Below are 16,892 nucleotides of genomic sequence, written 5' to 3'. Positions count from 1 at the left end.
TGAATCAGCAGTTCTGTTCGCGCATCAGCTTGGCGGCTTCGATGGCGAAATAGGTCAGAATGCCGTCGCCACCAGCGCGCTTGAATGCCAGCAGAGACTCCATCATTACCTTGTCGTGATCCAGCCAGCCGTTCTGGGCGGCAGCCTTGATCATCGCGTACTCGCCACTGACTTGGTAGGCGTAGGTTGGCATGCCAAAGGCGTCTTTTACGTCGCGCAGGATGTCCAGGTAAGGCAGGCCAGGTTTGACCATGACCATATCGGCACCTTCGCGGATATCGGCGGCCACTTCGCGCAGGGCTTCGTTACGGTTGGCGGGGTCCATCTGGTAGGTGTTCTTGTTGGAACGGCCCAGATTGGCAGCCGAGCCCACCGCGTCGCGGAAGGGGCCGTAGAAGGCGCTGGCGTACTTGGCCGAGTAAGCCATGATGCGGGTGTGGATGAACTGGTCCTTGTCCAGAGCAGCGCGGATGGAGCCGATGCGGCCGTCCATCATGTCGCTGGGGGCCACAATGTCCACGCCAGCCTGGGCTTGCGTCTGGGCCTGGCGGATCAGCATGGCGACCGTCTCTTCGTTCAGGATGTGACCGGCTTCGTCCAGAATGCCGTCCTGGCCATGGCTGGTGTAGGGGTCCAGAGCCACGTCAGTCAGCACGCCCAGCTCGGGGAATTGCTGCTTGAGCATGCCCACCACGCGCGGAATCAGGCCGTTCGGGTTGGCGGCTTCGCTGCCATCCGGCGTTTTCAGGGACGGGTCGATGGACGGGAACAGGGACAACACGGGGATGCCCAGCTCCAGACACTGTTCGGCCACGCGCATCAGTTCATCAGGCGAATAGCGCATGACGCCGGGCATGGAGCCCACTTGCTCCTGAACTCTCTCGCCTTCACGCACAAAGACCGGGTAGATCAGGTCGTCTGTGGACAGGCGGTTTTCACGCACCAGACGGCGGGAAAACTCGTCGCGGCGGTTACGGCGCAGGCGAGTGTTTGGAAAGTCGGCAGGAGGAATAAAACGAGTCATGGAACAACCTTCGGAGAAATCCAGTTTTCGATGCATTCGGTCGCTTCGGGCAAGCCGATACGATCAGTGGAGGAGAAGGGCAGCGCATGCAGGGCGCCAATTTCCCGGAGTTGGCGGCGCACTTCGGCCACCGCCTTGATGCGTTGACCATACGGCAGTTTGTCGGCCTTGGTCAAAAGAGCCAGTACGGGCTTGCCGGTAGGTGCAATCCAGTCGGCCAGACGCATATCCAGGTCGGTCACGCCGCGTCGGATGTCGATTAGCAACACAATGCCGGCAATCGAGGGGCGGGAGACCAGGTACTCGCCCAGAATTTCGGCCCAGTCCTGCTTTTCGTGGCGCGCCACGGCGGCGTAGCCGTAGCCGGGCAAGTCCACCAGGTGGCCCAGAAAGTCGCCCGGCGAGAGCGGGTCGGGGATACCGAACATATTGATCAGGCGTGTTCGTCCCGGCGTTTTACTGGAAAAAGCCAGTTTCCGTTGGTTGGCCAACACATTGATGGCCGAGGATTTGCCCGCATTGGAGCGCCCCACAAAACAGACCTCTGGCGGTCCGGGAGGAGGCAGCTGATCGATCTGAGCAGCTGAAATCGTGAAGTGAGCGCGGTGCAGTATCGACATGGTTGCAGCGTAATTCCATATTGGTTCAGCGCCTATTGTATAATCTCTCGATTTGAAACAGTAATGTCGTAGTCCACTGGGTACTGACCAGCGGCTTACGGTGGCTTTTGCGGGGCGCATGCGGCACCCCGATTGATTCGCGATTATCGAGGTCCAAATGAAGCGTGCGCTTTCCCGAGTCGTTATCGCAAGCAGCCTGACGATGGCTTGCTCTGTGGTTTTTACCGCTAACGTGGCCAATGCAGCTGGTCTGCCCAAGCCAGATGCCGCCAAAGGCGAGCAGCTCTACCTGCAAGGTGAGATGTCGCGTGGCGTGCTGGCCTGTGTGACCTGTCACGGGGATGGCGGCAACAGTATTATTCCGGTCAACCCGTCGCTGGCTCACCAGCCGTACGAGTACCTGGTCAAGCAGCTGCACGATTTCCGTGCCAAGGACGAGAAGTCTGTGCCTTCCCGTCGCGGCCCTGAAGGCGCCAACAGCCTGATGACCGCCATTGCTGCCGGCATGACCGAAGAAGACATGCAAAACGTGGCTTTCTTCCTGTCCCAACAGCCCGTGAACTGGGATCAGGCAGCTAACGCTACCAAAGAAGACACCATGGAACGTGGCCAGAAGATCTGGCGCGGCGGTTTGCCCGAGCGCGGTGTTGCGGCCTGTGCCGCTTGCCACTCGCCTGATGGCGCTGGTATGCCCGGTCAGTTCCCCCGTCTGGCTGGCCAGCACCCTGGCTACATTGCCGAACAGCTCAAATTGTTCCGCAGCGGCGACCGTGCCAATGGCCCGATGATGCATGACATCGCGGATCGCATGTCGGACGCCGACATTGCAGCCGTGTCAGATTTCGCAGCTGGCCTGCGTTAATCAGCCCAAGGGGGCCATTGGCCCCCTGACTGTCTGAAGCCTGACATTCGCTTTTTGGCCCCAGCTTCCTGATAGTCATGGCAGTTTGGGAGCCTTAACAACGGGCAGTGCCGATTTGGGCCGGGTCTCGTGTTGGTGTTTTGTCCAGCGATCGAACTTTGTGCGCGTTCTGCGTTCAAAGTCTGGATGTTTCCGGTGAAACCCCCCACCTCCTAAGCTAGCCTTTGTGAAAAAAGTATCCCCCGTACGTCGCTTTGCGGCCGATTTTCTGGAATTGCTCGGTTCGATGCGCTTTGCCATCAGCTTGCTGATGTTCATTTGCGTAGCTAGTCTGATCGGCACTGTTCTGGCGCAAAATCAGCCCGCCAATACGTATATCGATCAATTCGGGCCGTACTGGTTTGAATTTTTCGACCATTTTTCGATCTGGTCCATCTACAACAGTGGCTGGTTCATGGTCATCATGACGTTTCTGGTGGTCTCGACCACGCTGTGCGTCATTCGTAATGCCCCCAAGATGATCCGTGAAATGCGCACGTTCAAAGAGCATGTGCGCGGCGGCAGTCTGAAAGCCTTTCCCCACCGTGTTGAACTGGAAAGCGCCGGTGCTCCCGAACATAATCGCGAGCAGGTGCAAGGCTGGTTGCAGTCCCAGGGTTACGCCGTGCGCGTGCGTCAGGATGACGACGGCAGCATGATGATGGCAGCCAAGAAGGGCAGCGCCAACAAGCTGGGTTACATTTTTGCCCACTTGGCGATTGTGGTGATCTGTGTGGGCGGCCTGCTCGACAGCGAATTGCCCGTGCGCCTGCAGGTGTGGCTGGGTGGTAAACAGCCCATTACTGAAAACATGCTGATTTCCCAGGTGCCCGAGTCGGGTCGACTGGGCTTGGGCAATCCCAGCTTCCGCGCCAATATGCTGGTGCCAGAGGGAGCCCGTACGGCTACTGCCGTGGTCAATTCCGGTGAAGGCGCCCTGATTCAGCCCTTGCCTTTTGCTCTGGAACTCAAGCGTTTCCTGGTGGAGTACTACTCAACTGGCATGCCCAGCAGCTTCAAGAGTGAAGTGGAAGTTACCGATCCCGTCACGGGCGATACGTTCGAGCGCACCATCGAGGTGAACGAGCCGCTGCGCTACAAGGGGGTCACGGTTTACCAGTCCGGTTTTGACGATGGCGGCAGTATCCTCAGCCTGAAGGGCTATCCCTTGGTAGGCCCTGGTTCCAGGACCTTTGCGCTAAATGGCAAAGTGGGCGAAACCGTAGGCATTGCGGCCCAGGAAAGCCCCAACGAACACGCTTTGACGGTTCAGTTGACCGAGCTGCGCCCCATCAACGTGGAAAACCTGAGTGAGGGTGATCCTCAGCCCAAGGCCATGATTGAGCACGTGGCCGCTGTTACTGGTAGCGCTGCCAACAAGAAAGATCAGCATCTGAAGAACGTCGGCCCCAGCGTGAACTATCGCTTGATCGACGATCAGGGCCAGTCCCGCGAGTTTGTGAACTACATGCTGCCGGTGGAGCTGGATGGCACCCTGGTGTTTCTGGCCGGTATGCGCTTTTCGCCCGCCGAGCCGTTCCGCTATGTGCGTTTCCCGGCTGACGACAAGGGTTCCTTGAAAGAATTCATGGATTTGCGTGCGGCCACGCAGAACGAGGCCCTGGTGACCCAGGCGGCCGAGCGCTTTGCCGAGCGTAACTCTTCGTCGCCCGAGCAAAAAGAGCTGATGCTCTCCGCGTCCAGAACTGCTTTGCAGACGTTTGTGCGTGCCGGTTTTGATGGCTTGATCAGCCGTGTCCCCGAGGCCGAGCGCGAGCGTATTCTGGGTTTTGCAATTCCCATGATTCAGTTCACACTGTCGGAATTGCGTGACTTGATCAGGCAGCAACAAGGTTTGCCGGAGTTGGATTACAGTCAGGAAAATAGCGATGCCAATCGCTGGATTCAGTCTGCTGTACTGGCGTTTGCCAACCTGCCTGATTACCCGGCACCGGTTATGTTGACCTTGGACAGCTTTGAGCAAGTTCAAGCCAGCGTATTCCAGGTGGCGCGCAGCCCAGGCATGTACATTGTGTATTTGGGTTGCTTGTTTCTGATTATTGGCGTGTTCTCGATGTTCTATATCCGGGATCGCCGTGTGTGGGTCTGGATTCGCCCTCACAACCAAGGAAGCAGTGTCATGGCTGCCATGACATCTCAACGTCGCAACTTGGACTTTAACCTCGAGTTTGATCGCCTTAAAGCGGCGTTCAACCGGCTATCTGTCTGACAAGGTGTAGCTACTATGGCGCAGACCCTTTCTTCGGCCACTCCCTCGATGTGGCAAGACAATATCGCTTCCAGTGGTGACCGGCGCGGTATCCGTGGCCGTCCGGACTGGACGGATGTGCTGTTTCTGGTGGCACTGGCTTTGGGTGCGGCGTATGCGCTCAATGTGTACAGCACCAGTATGGATTACTACGAAAAGATCATTCTGGTGGCTTTCGTGCCGTTTGTGGCCTGGCTGGGGTGGTTGTGGCGTCCGCTGCGCACGCTGCTGGTGTTGTCTGGTTTGACGGCTTTGCTGGCGGTCTGGCTGTACAGCACGGGTGATGGTTTGGGCACCGGCGATATTGAAAAGGCCGATTCGGTTTTTCTGCTGAAGTATTTGTTCTCTTCCCAGTCCGCCATTTTGTGGATGTGCGCGCTGTTCATTCTGGCTACGGTGATGTACTGGGCTGGTTTTTTCAGTAATACGGCGGCCTGGATGGGGTCGGGGCTGACCTGGGCGGCGATCTATGCCGGGATGACGGGTTTGCTGGTGCGCTGGCGCGAAGGTCACTTGTTGGGTCCGGACATCGGTCATATCCCGGTCAGCAATCTGTATGAAGTGTTTGTGCTGCTGGCGCTGATTACTGCCTTGTTCTACATGTATTACGAGCGTCGTTACAACACGCGTGCCTTGGGTGGCTTTGTGCTGTTGGCGATCAGCTCGCTGGTTATTTTTCTGCTGTGGTATTCCTTCACGCGTGATGCACACCAGATCCAGCCTTTGGTGCCTGCGCTGAAAAGCTGGTGGATGAAGTTACACGTGCCGGCCAACTTTATTGGTTACGGTACGTTCTCGTTGGCGGCCATGGTGGGTTTTGCGTATCTGGTTAAGGAAAATGGCGAGACGCGTTCGCGTGCCAAGCTGATTCCGGTGTTTTTGCTGGGTGCGATTCTGTGTGCCGAGCCCATGATTTTTGGTTCGCGCGAGTTGTCGCCTACCTGGATGCTGTATTTCGGTATCGGTAGCGTGATCGTGGGTACGATTCTGTATTTCCGTGGTCCGATTTCGCGCAAGCTGCCTTCGCTGGAGGTGCTTGATGACATCATGTACCGGGCGATTGCGGTGGGTTTTGCCTTCTTTACGGTGGCAACGGTGTTGGGGGCTTTGTGGGCCGCTGATGCTTGGGGCACTTACTGGCAGTGGGACCCGAAAGAGACTTGGGCTTTGATTGTGTGGCTGAACTATGCGGCTTGGTTGCACTTGCGCTTGCTTAAAGGGCTGCGTGGCACGATGGCAGCGTATTGGGCGCTGGGTGGGCTGCTGATTACCAGCTTTGCGTTCTTGGGCGTGAATATGTTCTTGTCGGGGCTGCATTCCTACGGGGAGCTGTAAGGTTTCTGCTGTTCTGGGGTGCTTGTGTTTGGGCTTCGGAATGGCGGTTGTAGAATTGGGAAACCCGAGTTTGGCTGAGTGCCGGACTCGGGTTTTTTTGTGGCTGTTTATTTGTTCTTTTAGGGGCGGGTGCCTGGTAGGGGCTTGAATGGTGCTTTGTGGGGTGACATAAGCGCTGGGAGACGCCGCTGGTGTGCGGGTCGGGGTGTCGGGGCTTGAGCGCTTGCCGGTGCTGCGCACCGGTGCCCTTGGCAGAAGATCGCGTAGGGCGCATCCTGAACTCGCACGATGGTTTGTCCCCCCGGACAAACCATAAGCGTCGTGCTCAAACAGCAGGGTGCTTGAACCCCTACGCGATCTTCTGCCCGCGGCAAGCACTCTGAATCGCCCCGAGACCCCGACCCGCACACCAGCGGCTCACAGTGTTTATTTATGAGCCATCCCTATCTGTGTATCCAGAGCTGGGTTCAATACAGGCTTATCCACCTGCAGGGTTGCCAAAGAAGTAGCCTCTGTTGCTTTCATCATGTCTGAGCTTGCGTTGCACGCTGCGGCTGATTCGAAGCGGGGCTTGGAGCTGGATTCGCCTATTTCTTCTTGTTGAGCGGTCAGGCCCTCTGTGGGCCTTGGGTAGCTATTTGAGTTACATGGCGGGCGGGAATTTATCCTGGGATTCGATCAGGAACTGGCGGGCTGCCGGGTCGTTGACCAAGTCGGTCATGGCTTGGGCTTTGAGCAGGTCTGCAGGGGTGCAGGCTTTGGAGATGATGAAGCCTTGTACGTAGTCTACGCCCAGTTCTTGCAGGGCTTTCAGGGTGGGGACGTCTTCGACCCATTCGGCGATGCTGATCATGCCCAGGTTGTTGGCCAGTTCAACAATGGTTCGGACAATGGCGACGTTGGTTTCTTTTTTCAGCATGTCGCAAATCAGGGCACCGTCGATCTTGATGGCATCGGCGGGCAGTTCGCGCAGGTAGGAGAAGGAGGTGTACCCCGCTCCAAAGTCATCCAGTGCGATGCGCACGCCCATTTTCTGCAGGCGACGCATGAAATTACGTGTGTGCTCCAGGTCGTCCAGCGCGACGCCTTCGGTGATTTCTACACACAGTCGGCGGGCCAGGTGTTCGAATCGGGCCAGGATGTCGAAGAGCCATTTGATGAAGGTGTCGTCGTTCAGGGACACGCCGCTCAGGTTGATGGTGACCCATTGGGTCTTGCTCAACTGGGCTTCGTGTTTGGACATCCATTCCAGGGTGGCGGAGAACACCCATTTATCGATGATGGTGATGGTGCCGCTTTCTTCTGCTGCTGCGATGATGCGGCCGGTAGGGATGAGCTGGCCAGAGGAGTCGCGCACGCGCAGCAAGGCCTCGAAGTTCAGGCTGTCCATGGGGCGACGCAAGGCAGCGATAGGCTGCATTTCCAGGTATAGCGCGCGAGAAGAGCCACCTTCCAGCTCTTCAAATAAACGTAGTTCTTCGGCGTGTTCTTGCAGGACGTTGGAGTCCTGCCCGTAGATAATCATGTCCTGATGCAGGCGGCGGGCGTCGCGGGCAGCTCGGCTGGCGGCGGAGATGGCTTCTTGCGGAGCCATGCCGGGGGCGACTTCGACCAGCCCCAGTGTGCTGCGCAGGTTGAAACTGCGGTTGCCAGCCAGCAAGGGGCTTTTGTTCAGCGATTCCAGCACGCTATTGGCCAGAGTGCGAGCCTGGTCGGGTTCGCAGTCTTCAAAGATGATGACAAATTCGTCGTTGCCGATGCGGCCAATCTTGTCTTTGCTGCGCAGGACGGATTCCAGTTGCTCGCAGACTTTCAGCAGCAGGGCATCACCCGAGGAATGGCCGAAGGTGCCGTTCACATATTTGATGTGGTTCAGGTCCAGGTAGGCCAGCAGGCAGGGTTTGTCGTCCTGGCTGCGGCTGAGCAGGCCGTCCAGTGCTTTTTCGATACCGCGCTGGTTCAGGACATTGGTAACCGGATCGTTGTCGGCCATCAGGCGCAGTTGGCGGTAGGTCTCGGCACGGGCGGTGATGTCTTGCAGAGATCCTTCAATGCACTGATTGACGATGGCCACACGCAAGGCAAATTGGCAGGGCTGGGCATCGGCGTCGTAGTAGGTAATGGTCACGTCCTGACCATTTTGTGTGTTTTGGGCGACAGCTTTCCAGTCTTGTTCGGGAAAGAAATTGGTCCAGTGTATGGTGCTTTCGTTCGGGTCTGCGTCTATGTTGAGCATGCGCGCCAGAATGGGACTGATGCGCAGAAAGACGCCGGATTCGTTCAGGGTGAACATGCCGACGGGAGTCAGCAGGTAGTGGGCCATGAGTTCGTTACGGGCGCGCAGGGATTCGCTGCGGTCTTCTCGCAAGCGTTCACCTACGGCCAGGGCCACCATCAGATTGGAGAGCAGGAAGGCGATGACACCGTTGAAGTTCTCTACAAAGCTGGAGCGACCAAAGGTCACCAGAAAGATGGCTGAAATCAGCATGCACAGGGCCATGCTGAGCAGCACCAGCTGCCAGAGCAAGATGCGCGAGCGGGTGTGCAGGAGGATGGACAGCAGCACGGCAGACACGCAGCACAGCGCGTAGATGGTGCTGACCCACATGACGGGCTGGAACACGGACGCCGGGGCCAGCAGGGACACGGGTAACAGGATCAGGCCCAGTATGCCCACCGTAGGCAGCAAGCGTTGCAGGCGGGCGGTGGTAATCGAGTTGCCCAGCAATACCGTAAACAGGGAATAGCTTAGGATGAAGTAGCAGGCGATGGTCACCTGACGCAGCACCGGCATGTACTGCGAGGGCAGAATCTGGCCTAGCCACTGGGTATCCCAGCCCATGGCCATCGAACCCAGGCGCAGGTTGCCAATCAACCAGACTGACAGCAGCAGGTAGATCCAGGCGCGGTTGGTGGCGGCCAGCACCAGCATGAACATGGCCATGGTCAGCAAGCCGCCTTCCAGCAGCCCTATGCCACGGCTAAGACGGATCGAGGAGTTGGTGACGTCAGCGCTGGCCCAGAGCTGAGCTTGCAGGAGGGTGGGGCGGGAGGTCTCGACACGGCACAGCACGGTGTCGGGGTGGTTCGCCTGGCCTAATTCCAGGGTGTAGCTTTTTACCGGGGCGGGTGACAGCGGGGTAGGCGGGTCCAGCTCACTGTTACGCAGGGCTTGGCCGCTGCGGGCGTCTTGGCAGTGCAGCGAAGAAATCGGGGAGGCCGGAAAGTGCAGGACCTGGTCCTGCTGGGGGAAGGGGGCGGGCAGGGTCAGCAGCAGCCAATGGGGCTCGCTCAGGTGCAATCGTTGCCGGGTCGGGGCATTTTCCAATTGCGTCAGTAACTCTGGATCCGCATGCTCTTGCTGGCTGGCCAGCGCCTGAATGCCCAAACTTTGACCGGGAACGGTAGGGTAGCGATTCGGCAGGAACAGTAATGCCCATAAAGTGAGCATGATCAGAAACAAAGGGATGACGTAAAGACTCAAGCCGCGAATCAGGCGCTCGCTGGCCGAAGTAACAGGCTCAAAGCCGTGTGTCGGTATCCCTGGGGTGGTCATGATGGTGGTACAGCCTCCAGCGCTTACCATCGAACTGTCTGGCCACTGACAGCGAAATCTGTGCGTTCCTGGCTAGGACAGTACGCAACAGGCCGGGACTGCGATGCCTGCTGATGGCAGCGCAGTCCCGGCCTGTTTTACGGTCAGATTCGAGAGTTCTTTAAGGCTGAATGGTTGTTACCTGCATTCTTGCCCGCCTTTAAGGGAGCAATCGTTCGGTGGCAAACAAACTTTCCAGGCTTTCGCGGGGGCGGATCACATGAACCTGATCGCCGTCGACCAGAATTTCAGCCGCACGGGGGCGGGTGTTGTACTGGCTGGCCATGGTAAAGGCATAGGCACCGGCGGACATGATGGCGATCAAGTCGTCCTGTTCCAGCGCCAGTTGACGGTCACGTGCCAGCCAGTCACCGCTTTCGCAGATAGGGCCAACCAGATCGTAGCGGGGGGTCTCCTCGGTCACTGGACGAGGCTCTACCGCTTCCACACTGTGCCAGGCATCGTACAGGGTGGGGCGAATCAAGTCGTTCATCGCGGCATCAATGATGGCGAAGTTTTTGGTCTCGCCATGCTTGAGGTATTCCACGCGGCTGAGCAGCACACCGGCATTGCCCACCATGGAGCGGCCGGGTTCCAGCACGATTTCCAGATGGCCCAGGCCATTCTTGTCCAGAGCGGCGAATACTTCGGTCAGCAGCTGGGTTGGGGTCACCAGGGTTTCGTCGGTGTAGCGAATGCCCAGACCGCCGCCCAAATCCAGGTGAGTCAGGTTCACTCCTTGCTCTTTCAGGGCCAGGATCAGCTTGATCAGCTTGTCCAGCGCATCCAGATAGGGGCTGACTTCGGTAATCTGCGAGCCGATATGACAGTCGACACCCACAATATTCAGGCTGGGCAGCTCTTGGGCGCGTGCATAGATGCGGGGAGCCTGATCAATAGGCACGCCGAACTTGTTGTCTTTCAGCCCGGTGGAAATGTAGGGATGGGTGCGAGCATCCACGTCCGGATTCACGCGCAAGGAAACAGGCGCTTTCACATCCATGCGTTCAGCAACCTGTGCAACGCGCTCCAGCTCGCCTTCGGATTCGACGTTGAAGCACTTCACGCCTGCTTTCAGGGCAGCTTCAATTTCCCAAACCTGTTTGCCGACACCGGAGAACACCACTTTGCCTGGATCGCCACCGGCGGCGATGACACGGGCCAGCTCACCGCCCGAAACAATGTCAAAGCCGGTACCCAGACGGGCGAATTCTTGCAGAATGGCCAGGTTGGAATTGGCCTTCATGCCATAGCACACCAACAACTTGCGGTCCTGGCCTGCCACTCGATAGGACTCCCAGGCGTCGCGCAAGGCTTGGCGGGAATACACATACAGAGGGGTGCCGAATTCTTCAGCCAGCTTGTTCAGGGGAACTTGCTCGGCGTGCAGCGTGTTGTTCTGAAATTGGAAGTGAGGTGCAACGGTCATGGTGTCGTCAAATAACAGAGGTTAAGCGAGCAGGGCGGAAATCAGCGCGGCGCTGTTTGGGCGTCCGCTGCTTCCTGCGCAGGAGGGTGGTACAAGGGGCCTTTGTAGCCGCAAGCGCTAAGAAAAACGCTAAGTGCCAGCAAGGCCAGCAGGCGGGAGGAACGTAGTTTGTTCATAAGGTGTTGAGCTAGTGCGGACAATGCAGAGCATTATGCCATTGTGAGGGACAAAGCATAAAAAACGCCGGCTAGGCCGGCGTTTGGGTACTGGATTTAGAAGGGGACGAAGGGCTGGGCTTGCGTGCCAGAAGAACCGGAGTCAGAGTCCAGTTGCCGCAGCAGGTCGCCAATACCGTCGCTTTGATCGCTACCGCCTTGTTGCAGGGCACCGTCACCTGGAGCGGGCAGACCAACACGGGCAATCGCTTGTCCGGGTGGGAATTCGTCAAAGTAGAAGTCCCCGTTGATGCGCGACAGGCCGGAAGGCATGGGGCCTGGAGGCACGATAGGCTTGTCTTTCAGCGCGGCGCGCATGTAGTTGATCCAGATAGGCATGGAAGCGCCACCGCCGGTTTCACCCGAACCCAGGCTGCGTGGCTTGTCAAAGCCCATCCAGGCAATACCGACCAGATCTGGCGTGTAACCGGCAAACCAGGCGTCCTGGGAATCGTTGGTGGTCCCTGTCTTGCCACCAATGTCCGTACGCTTCAATTCGCGCGAGGAGCGGGCACCAGTACCGGAAGTTGCCACACCGCGCAGCAAATCGTTCATGACGTAAGCCGTACGGGGGTCGATGGCACGGGCAGCCGCATCACCGGCCACAATGGGCTTGGCACGCATGATGACTTTGTTGGTGCTGTCGGTTACGTAATCGATCAGGTAGGGCTCGGTGCGGTAACCGCCATTGGCAAAGACCGAGTAGGCACCGGCCATTTGCAGAGGCGTTACGCTACCGGCACCCAGAGCCAGTGGCAGCACGGCGGGCTGACGGGCTTTGTCGAAACCAAAGCGGGTCACGTATTCCTGCACATACTTGGGACCGACGGCCTGCATGATACGGATGGACACCATGTTTTTGGATTTATACAAGCCTTGGCGCATGGTCAGCATGGGCTCGTAGGTGCGACCGTAGTTCTTGGGTGTCCAGGGCTTGGAGCCGGTCTGGGCAGCCGTCAGAACAAAAGGTTCGTCCGAAATCTGCGTGGCTGGAGTCAGACCACGCTCCAGCGAGGAGGCGTAGATGAAGGGCTTGAAGGCCGAGCCGGGTTGACGCCAGGCTTGCGTGACGCGGTTGAACTTCCCGTCCGAGAAGTGGAAACCGCCCACCATGGCCTGGATAGCGCCGTCTTGCGGGCGTACCGACACAAAAGCCGCTTGCACCGCAGGCATATTGATCACTTCCCAGTAATCGCCATTGCGGAACAGATAGACCACGGAACCGCGCTGAATGCGCACGTCTGCCTTGGCGTTTTTCACCAGGCCACGAGCGACAATCTTCAGGGCGCGCTTGTCGTTGACATCAATAATTTGCTGGGCGGTACGGGCCACGCGAATCTGGTTGGGGCTGGCATCGAGCACCACACCGGTCAGCAAGTCGCCTGTGTCGGGGTACTTGTCCTGCAAGTCATCCAGAATGGAGTCCAGCTGGGCGTGATCGTTTTCAATACCGGCAGGCAGATCCACCTGGCCTTGCGGGCCGGTGTAAGGAGCACGACGGGTGTAATCCAGAATACCGTTGCGTACGGCCAGGTAAGCCGCTTCCTGGTCGGTGGACTTGATCGTGGTGTAGATATTGAAGCCGCGCGAGTACACATTGTCCTGGTAGACGCCGTACAGCAGTTGGCGAGCCAGTTCAGCTGCGTATTCACCGTGGATGGCGTAGCCACCTGCAGGCGTACCCAGAGCCGATTTCACGACGATTTCCTGTGCCATCGCGTCCTGGTATTCCTGCTCAGTGATGTAGCCCAGGGTACGCATGCGGCCCAGCACATAGGCTTGGCGAGTTTTGGCACGCTCGAAGTTGGCAATGGGGTTGAAGCGCGAGGGGGCTTTGGGAATACCGGCCAGCATGGCGGCTTCTGCTGTGGTGATTTCGCCCAGTTGCTTGCCTAGATATGTTCGTGAGGCTGCTGCAAAACCATAAGCACGATGTCCCAGATAGATCTGGTTCATGTACAGATCCAGGATCTGGTCTTTGGTTAGCGTGGCTTCAATCTTGAAGGTCAGCAGCAGTTCGTAGAACTTGCGGGTATAGGTCTTTTCCGATGACAGGTAGAAGTTACGCGCTACCTGCATGGTGATTGTGCTGGCCCCCTGGGTCTTGGACATATGGGTCATGTTGGCCAAGGCAGCGCGGCCAACACCCATCCAGTCAATACCGCCGTGTTGGTAGAAGCGATCGTCCTCGGCCGCCAGAATGGCCGATTTCATGACATCGGGAATTTCGTCAAAACGCAACACATTGCGGCGTTCTTCACCAAATTCGCCGATCAATACCTTATCCGCCGTGTAAATGCGCAGCGGCACTCGGGGGCGGTAGTCGATCATGGCGCTAAGGTCAGGCAGGTTTGGCCAGGCCAAAGCCAGCGCAAGCGACCCGAGCAGGACGGCACACAGACCAAGCCCCACAAAAAAGACCGAGGTCTTGATGATGAGGCGGGCAAGCCAGGAACCGGAGCTTTGCTCGGGTTTAGAATTGGGGGAGCGGGAAGAGGAACTCATTAGGGCTGATTTTAAAGTCCAAACGCAGCAGGACTGGGCCTCAAACCAAGTATCAATGTAACAAAATAATACTAAGCAAGCGGACTGTGCTTAGGGAAGGCTAATGGGATAATACACAAATGAACCACTCTTTACCCGCTGAGCTGATGCCTGTAGAACATCCTGATCCCTTAACAGACGCCGAGCTGCTCCATTTACAACAGACTGGCCCACGCCCCATTATTTTGGTAGGCATGATGGGAGCCGGTAAAACGACCATTGGTCGCCAATTGGCGCGGGAACTCAAGCGCGAGTTTATGGACCTGGACCACGAGCTGGAAGCCCGTAGCGGTGTGCGAGTGGCCACTATCTTTGAGTTCGAAGGCGAGCAAGGGTTCCGCAAACGCGAATCTGCGGTGCTCGATATTTGTTCGCGCCAGACCGGTATTGTGCTGGCAACGGGGGGCGGGGCCATTTTGTCCGAGGCCAATCGCCAGATCATCAAAGATCGCGGTATCGTAGTGTACTTGTGTGCCACTGTAGACGAGCTGTACCGTCGCGTGGCCCGAGACCGTAACCGGCCGCTGTTGCAAACAGCGGACCCACGCGCCCGCATCCAGGAACTGTTGCAAGCGCGCGAACCCCTCTATGAAGAAGTGGCGGATGTCCGCTTTGAAACTGGCTCGGCGCCAGTTCATCATGCGGTGCGCCACTTATTGTCCCTGTTGAAAGAACGAGGTTGCTAAATGTCTGTAGTGCATGTTGACGCCCAGGGTGGCGCTTATCCCATCCATATCGCCGCCGGGCGTCTGGCGCATCTTGCAGACACGGTGCCAGCCGATACGTCTGCCATTGCAATCGTCACCAATCCTACGGTGGCCGCCCTGTACCTGGCACCTGCAAAGGAAGCCCTGGCTGCAACCGGCAAGCCTGTTCATGTGATCGAGCTGCCCGATGGCGAAGCCTACAAGAACTGGGAATCCCTGAACCTGATTTTTGACGCGCTGCTGGGCGGTCACCTGGATCGCAAGGCCCTGATTGTGGCCTTGGGCGGTGGCGTTATCGGCGATATGGCCGGTTTTGCTGCGGCCTGCTTCATGCGGGGTGTGCGCTTTGTGCAAGTGCCGACGACCTTGCTGGCGCAGGTGGACTCCTCGGTGGGCGGCAAGACGGCGATCAACCACCCGCTGGGCAAGAATATGGTGGGCGCGTTCTACCAGCCTATCGCTGTAGAGGTGGATACGGACGTACTCAAGACTTTGCCTGCTCGTGAGATCTCCGCCGGTCTGGCGGAGGTTATCAAATACGGCATGATTTACGACCTGGACTTCTTCAACTGGTGTGAAGAGCAGATTGCGCCCATGCGTACGCTGGAACAAGAACAAATCGTCTATGCGATTCGTCGCTCCTGCGAGGTCAAGGCTGAAGTCGTTTCCCAGGACGAACGCGAATCTGGTCTGCGCGCCATTTTGAACTTTGGTCACACTTTTGGCCACGCGATCGAGTCCGGCATGGGCTACGGCCAATGGCTGCATGGTGAAGCCGTGGGCTGCGGCATGATTATGGCTGCCGAGCTCTCCGCCCTGGTTTGCGGCTTGCCCGCTCAGGATGTGGCCCGTATCAAGGCCCTGGTGCAAGCCAGCGGATGTCCGATCACTCCACCACAATGGCCTGCGGACCGTTGGCTGGAATTGATGCAGGTGGACAAGAAAAATGAAGGTGGCCAGCTGCGTTTTGTGCTGCTGGATAAATTAGGCCATGCCAAGGTGCAGGCGGTCGCGCCTGATGTGGTACGCCAGGCATTGGCCCGCTTTACAACGGTGGAACAGGAGTAAAACCTATGCAAATGCTTGCCGCTTATGCCTGTCACCCTGAACAGTCCCGCGGTCGGCGTTATGCAGAGGCAGCGCCCCAAGGCCGTAACGCCTTTCAGCGGGACCGCGACCGGATCATTCACTGCAATGCCTTTCGCTTGTTGGAATACAAAACCCAGGTTTTCATTAACCACGAAGGTGATTTATTCCGAACACGATTGACGCATAGTCTGGAAGTGGCCCAGCTGGCGCGGGCCATTGCCCGCAATCTGGGTTTGCACGAAGACCTTATCGAAGCGATCTCCCTGGCCCATGATCTGGGCCACACTCCTTTTGGCCATGCAGGTCAGGACACCTTGAATAGCTGCATGCAAAGCCTGCGTCCCGAGGCCGGGGGCTTTGAGCACAATCTGCAAAGTCTGCGGGTGGTGGACGAGCTGGAAGAGCGCTATGCCGCCTTCAATGGCCTGAACCTGTGTTTTGAAACCCGCGAGGGGATTTTGAAGCATTGTTCGCTGAAGCACGCCCGTGAATTGGGCGAGGTCGGCCAGCGCTTTATTGATCGTACCCAACCGTCGCTGGAAGCTCAAATGGCCAATCTGGCCGATGAAATTGCTTACAACAATCACGATATTGATGACGGTTTGCGCTCCGGCCTGATCCGCTTGGAACAATTGCTGGAACTGCGCCTGTTCAACAGTCATTACGAGCATGTACAAGCCCAATATCCGGGCTTGAGCGGTCAACGTTTGGTGGCGGAGATTATCCGCGGCATGATCAACACGCTAGTGGTGGATTTAACGGAAACCACGCGCGCCAAGCTGGAAGAGCATCGCCCGGACAGCGTGGATGCGATTCGTCATTTGCCCCGTTTGGCCGGATTCTCGCCAGAGATGCGGGCGCAGGCTGATGAGCTAAAACGCTTCTTGCACGCGAATCTGTATCGCCACTACAAGGTGGTGCGCATGATGAGCAAGGCGCAGAATATTGTGCGTGAACTGTTCCACGCTTTTCTGGACGATCCTCGTTTGCTGGCGGCGGAGCATCGCCGTGAAGACCCGATTGCTCAGGCCCGTGCCATTGCTGATTACATCGCTGGCATGACGGACCGCCATGCCATTCGCGAGCACGACGCTATCTTCAAGATGTAGCTCTTGCAGCCTGTGGTGGAGTTACGCGACCTGCTATTGGCCAGTAGCCGTGTGC

Annotated in this window: 12 protein-coding genes; 6 read left to right on the top strand and 6 right to left on the bottom strand. The window is 57.7% G+C overall.

The genetic code is table 11. The features are described 5' to 3' along the window. Positions 1-4: 4 nt before the first annotated feature. Both hemB and yihA read right to left on the bottom strand, forming a co-directional pair. Positions 5-1,024 (bottom strand): porphobilinogen synthase, encoded by a 1,020-nt coding sequence (hemB, locus tag NBV64_RS18460; RefSeq protein ID WP_022983335.1) that lies wholly within the window; start codon positions 1,022-1,024, stop codon positions 5-7. Continuing rightward, entirely contained in the window at positions 1,021-1,644 is a 624-nt protein-coding gene (gene yihA / locus NBV64_RS18455) for a ribosome biogenesis GTP-binding protein YihA/YsxC (protein ID WP_009459957.1), read from the bottom strand. The genes hemB and yihA overlap by 4 nt, the downstream gene beginning before the upstream one ends. Before the next feature lie 157 nt (positions 1,645-1,801). On the opposite strand from yihA, the gene NBV64_RS18450 reads away from it, so the two are divergent. From NBV64_RS18450 to ccsB, 3 genes are all read left to right on the top strand, one after another. Next, a complete protein-coding gene (locus NBV64_RS18450; protein WP_031232587.1) occupies positions 1,802-2,506 on the top strand; it encodes a c-type cytochrome in 705 nt (234 codons plus the stop codon). 226 nt (positions 2,507-2,732) lie between these two features. After that, on the top strand, positions 2,733-4,775 hold the full coding sequence (locus NBV64_RS18445; protein WP_250756310.1) for a cytochrome c biogenesis protein ResB: 2,043 nt from the start codon (positions 2,733-2,735) through the stop codon (positions 4,773-4,775). A gap of 15 nt (positions 4,776-4,790) precedes the next feature. Beyond that, entirely contained in the window at positions 4,791-6,149 is a 1,359-nt protein-coding gene (gene ccsB, locus NBV64_RS18440) for a c-type cytochrome biogenesis protein CcsB (RefSeq protein ID WP_009459951.1), read from the top strand. Between the two features lie 643 nt (positions 6,150-6,792). Here ccsB and NBV64_RS18435 read toward each other — a convergent pair. From NBV64_RS18435 to NBV64_RS18420, 4 genes are all read right to left on the bottom strand, one after another. Further along, positions 6,793-9,705 carry an EAL domain-containing protein gene (locus NBV64_RS18435; protein WP_250756309.1) on the bottom strand — a complete coding sequence of 971 codons (2,913 nt, stop codon included), beginning with the start codon at positions 9,703-9,705 and terminating at the stop codon, positions 6,793-6,795. A gap of 199 nt (positions 9,706-9,904) precedes the next feature. Further along, on the bottom strand, positions 9,905-11,173 hold the full coding sequence (gene lysA, locus NBV64_RS18430) for a diaminopimelate decarboxylase (protein WP_250756308.1): 1,269 nt from the start codon (positions 11,171-11,173) through the stop codon (positions 9,905-9,907). Between the two features lie 41 nt (positions 11,174-11,214). Further along, positions 11,215-11,349: an LPS translocon maturation chaperone LptM gene (lptM, locus tag NBV64_RS18425; RefSeq protein ID WP_080655585.1), complete on the bottom strand. Its 135-nt coding sequence runs from the start codon at positions 11,347-11,349 to the stop codon at positions 11,215-11,217. A gap of 96 nt (positions 11,350-11,445) precedes the next feature. Next, on the bottom strand, positions 11,446-13,893 hold the full coding sequence (locus NBV64_RS18420; protein WP_250756307.1) for a penicillin-binding protein 1A: 2,448 nt from the start codon (positions 13,891-13,893) through the stop codon (positions 11,446-11,448). 119 nt (positions 13,894-14,012) lie between these two features. Between NBV64_RS18420 and NBV64_RS18415 the strand changes: the two genes are divergently transcribed. The 3 genes from NBV64_RS18415 to NBV64_RS18405 are packed head-to-tail and all read left to right on the top strand — an operon-like array spanning position 14,013 to position 16,837. Then, positions 14,013-14,618 carry a shikimate kinase gene (locus NBV64_RS18415; RefSeq protein WP_009461975.1) on the top strand — a complete coding sequence of 202 codons (606 nt, stop codon included), beginning with the start codon at positions 14,013-14,015 and terminating at the stop codon, positions 14,616-14,618. Continuing rightward, on the top strand, positions 14,619-15,707 hold the full coding sequence (gene aroB / locus NBV64_RS18410; RefSeq protein ID WP_022983678.1) for a 3-dehydroquinate synthase: 1,089 nt from the start codon (positions 14,619-14,621) through the stop codon (positions 15,705-15,707). 5 nt (positions 15,708-15,712) lie between these two features. After that, positions 15,713-16,837 carry a deoxyguanosinetriphosphate triphosphohydrolase gene (locus tag NBV64_RS18405; protein WP_009461973.1) on the top strand — a complete coding sequence of 375 codons (1,125 nt, stop codon included), beginning with the start codon at positions 15,713-15,715 and terminating at the stop codon, positions 16,835-16,837. Positions 16,838-16,892 lie beyond the last annotated feature (55 nt).

It is taken from the genome of Alcaligenes sp. DN25 (assembly GCF_023674485.1).
GTDB classification, from domain to species: domain Bacteria; phylum Pseudomonadota; class Gammaproteobacteria; order Burkholderiales; family Burkholderiaceae_B; genus Alcaligenes; species Alcaligenes phenolicus.
Note: the sequence above shows the minus strand (reverse complement) of the source record. Positions and strands in the feature narration are given on the sequence as shown.

Bases quoted from the DNA above. Each gene is read 5' to 3' on its own strand.
- hemB (WP_022983335.1), bottom strand. From the start codon at position 1,024: ATGACTCGTTTTATTCCTCCTGCCGACTTTCCAAACACTCGCCTGCGC.
- yihA (WP_009459957.1), bottom strand. From the start codon at position 1,644: ATGTCGATACTGCACCGCGCTCACTTCACGATTTCAGCTGCTCAGATC.
- NBV64_RS18450 (WP_031232587.1), top strand. From the start codon at position 1,802: ATGAAGCGTGCGCTTTCCCGAGTCGTTATCGCAAGCAGCCTGACGATG.
- ccsB (WP_009459951.1), top strand. From the start codon at position 4,791: ATGGCGCAGACCCTTTCTTCGGCCACTCCCTCGATGTGGCAAGACAAT.
- NBV64_RS18435 (WP_250756309.1), bottom strand. From the start codon at position 9,705: ATGACCACCCCAGGGATACCGACACACGGCTTTGAGCCTGTTACTTCG.
- lysA (WP_250756308.1), bottom strand. From the start codon at position 11,173: ATGACCGTTGCACCTCACTTCCAATTTCAGAACAACACGCTGCACGCC.
- lptM (WP_080655585.1), bottom strand. From the start codon at position 11,349: ATGAACAAACTACGTTCCTCCCGCCTGCTGGCCTTGCTGGCACTTAGC.
- NBV64_RS18420 (WP_250756307.1), bottom strand. From the start codon at position 13,893: ATGAGTTCCTCTTCCCGCTCCCCCAATTCTAAACCCGAGCAAAGCTCC.
- NBV64_RS18415 (WP_009461975.1), top strand. From the start codon at position 14,013: ATGAACCACTCTTTACCCGCTGAGCTGATGCCTGTAGAACATCCTGAT.
- aroB (WP_022983678.1), top strand. From the start codon at position 14,619: ATGTCTGTAGTGCATGTTGACGCCCAGGGTGGCGCTTATCCCATCCAT.
- NBV64_RS18405 (WP_009461973.1), top strand. From the start codon at position 15,713: ATGCAAATGCTTGCCGCTTATGCCTGTCACCCTGAACAGTCCCGCGGT.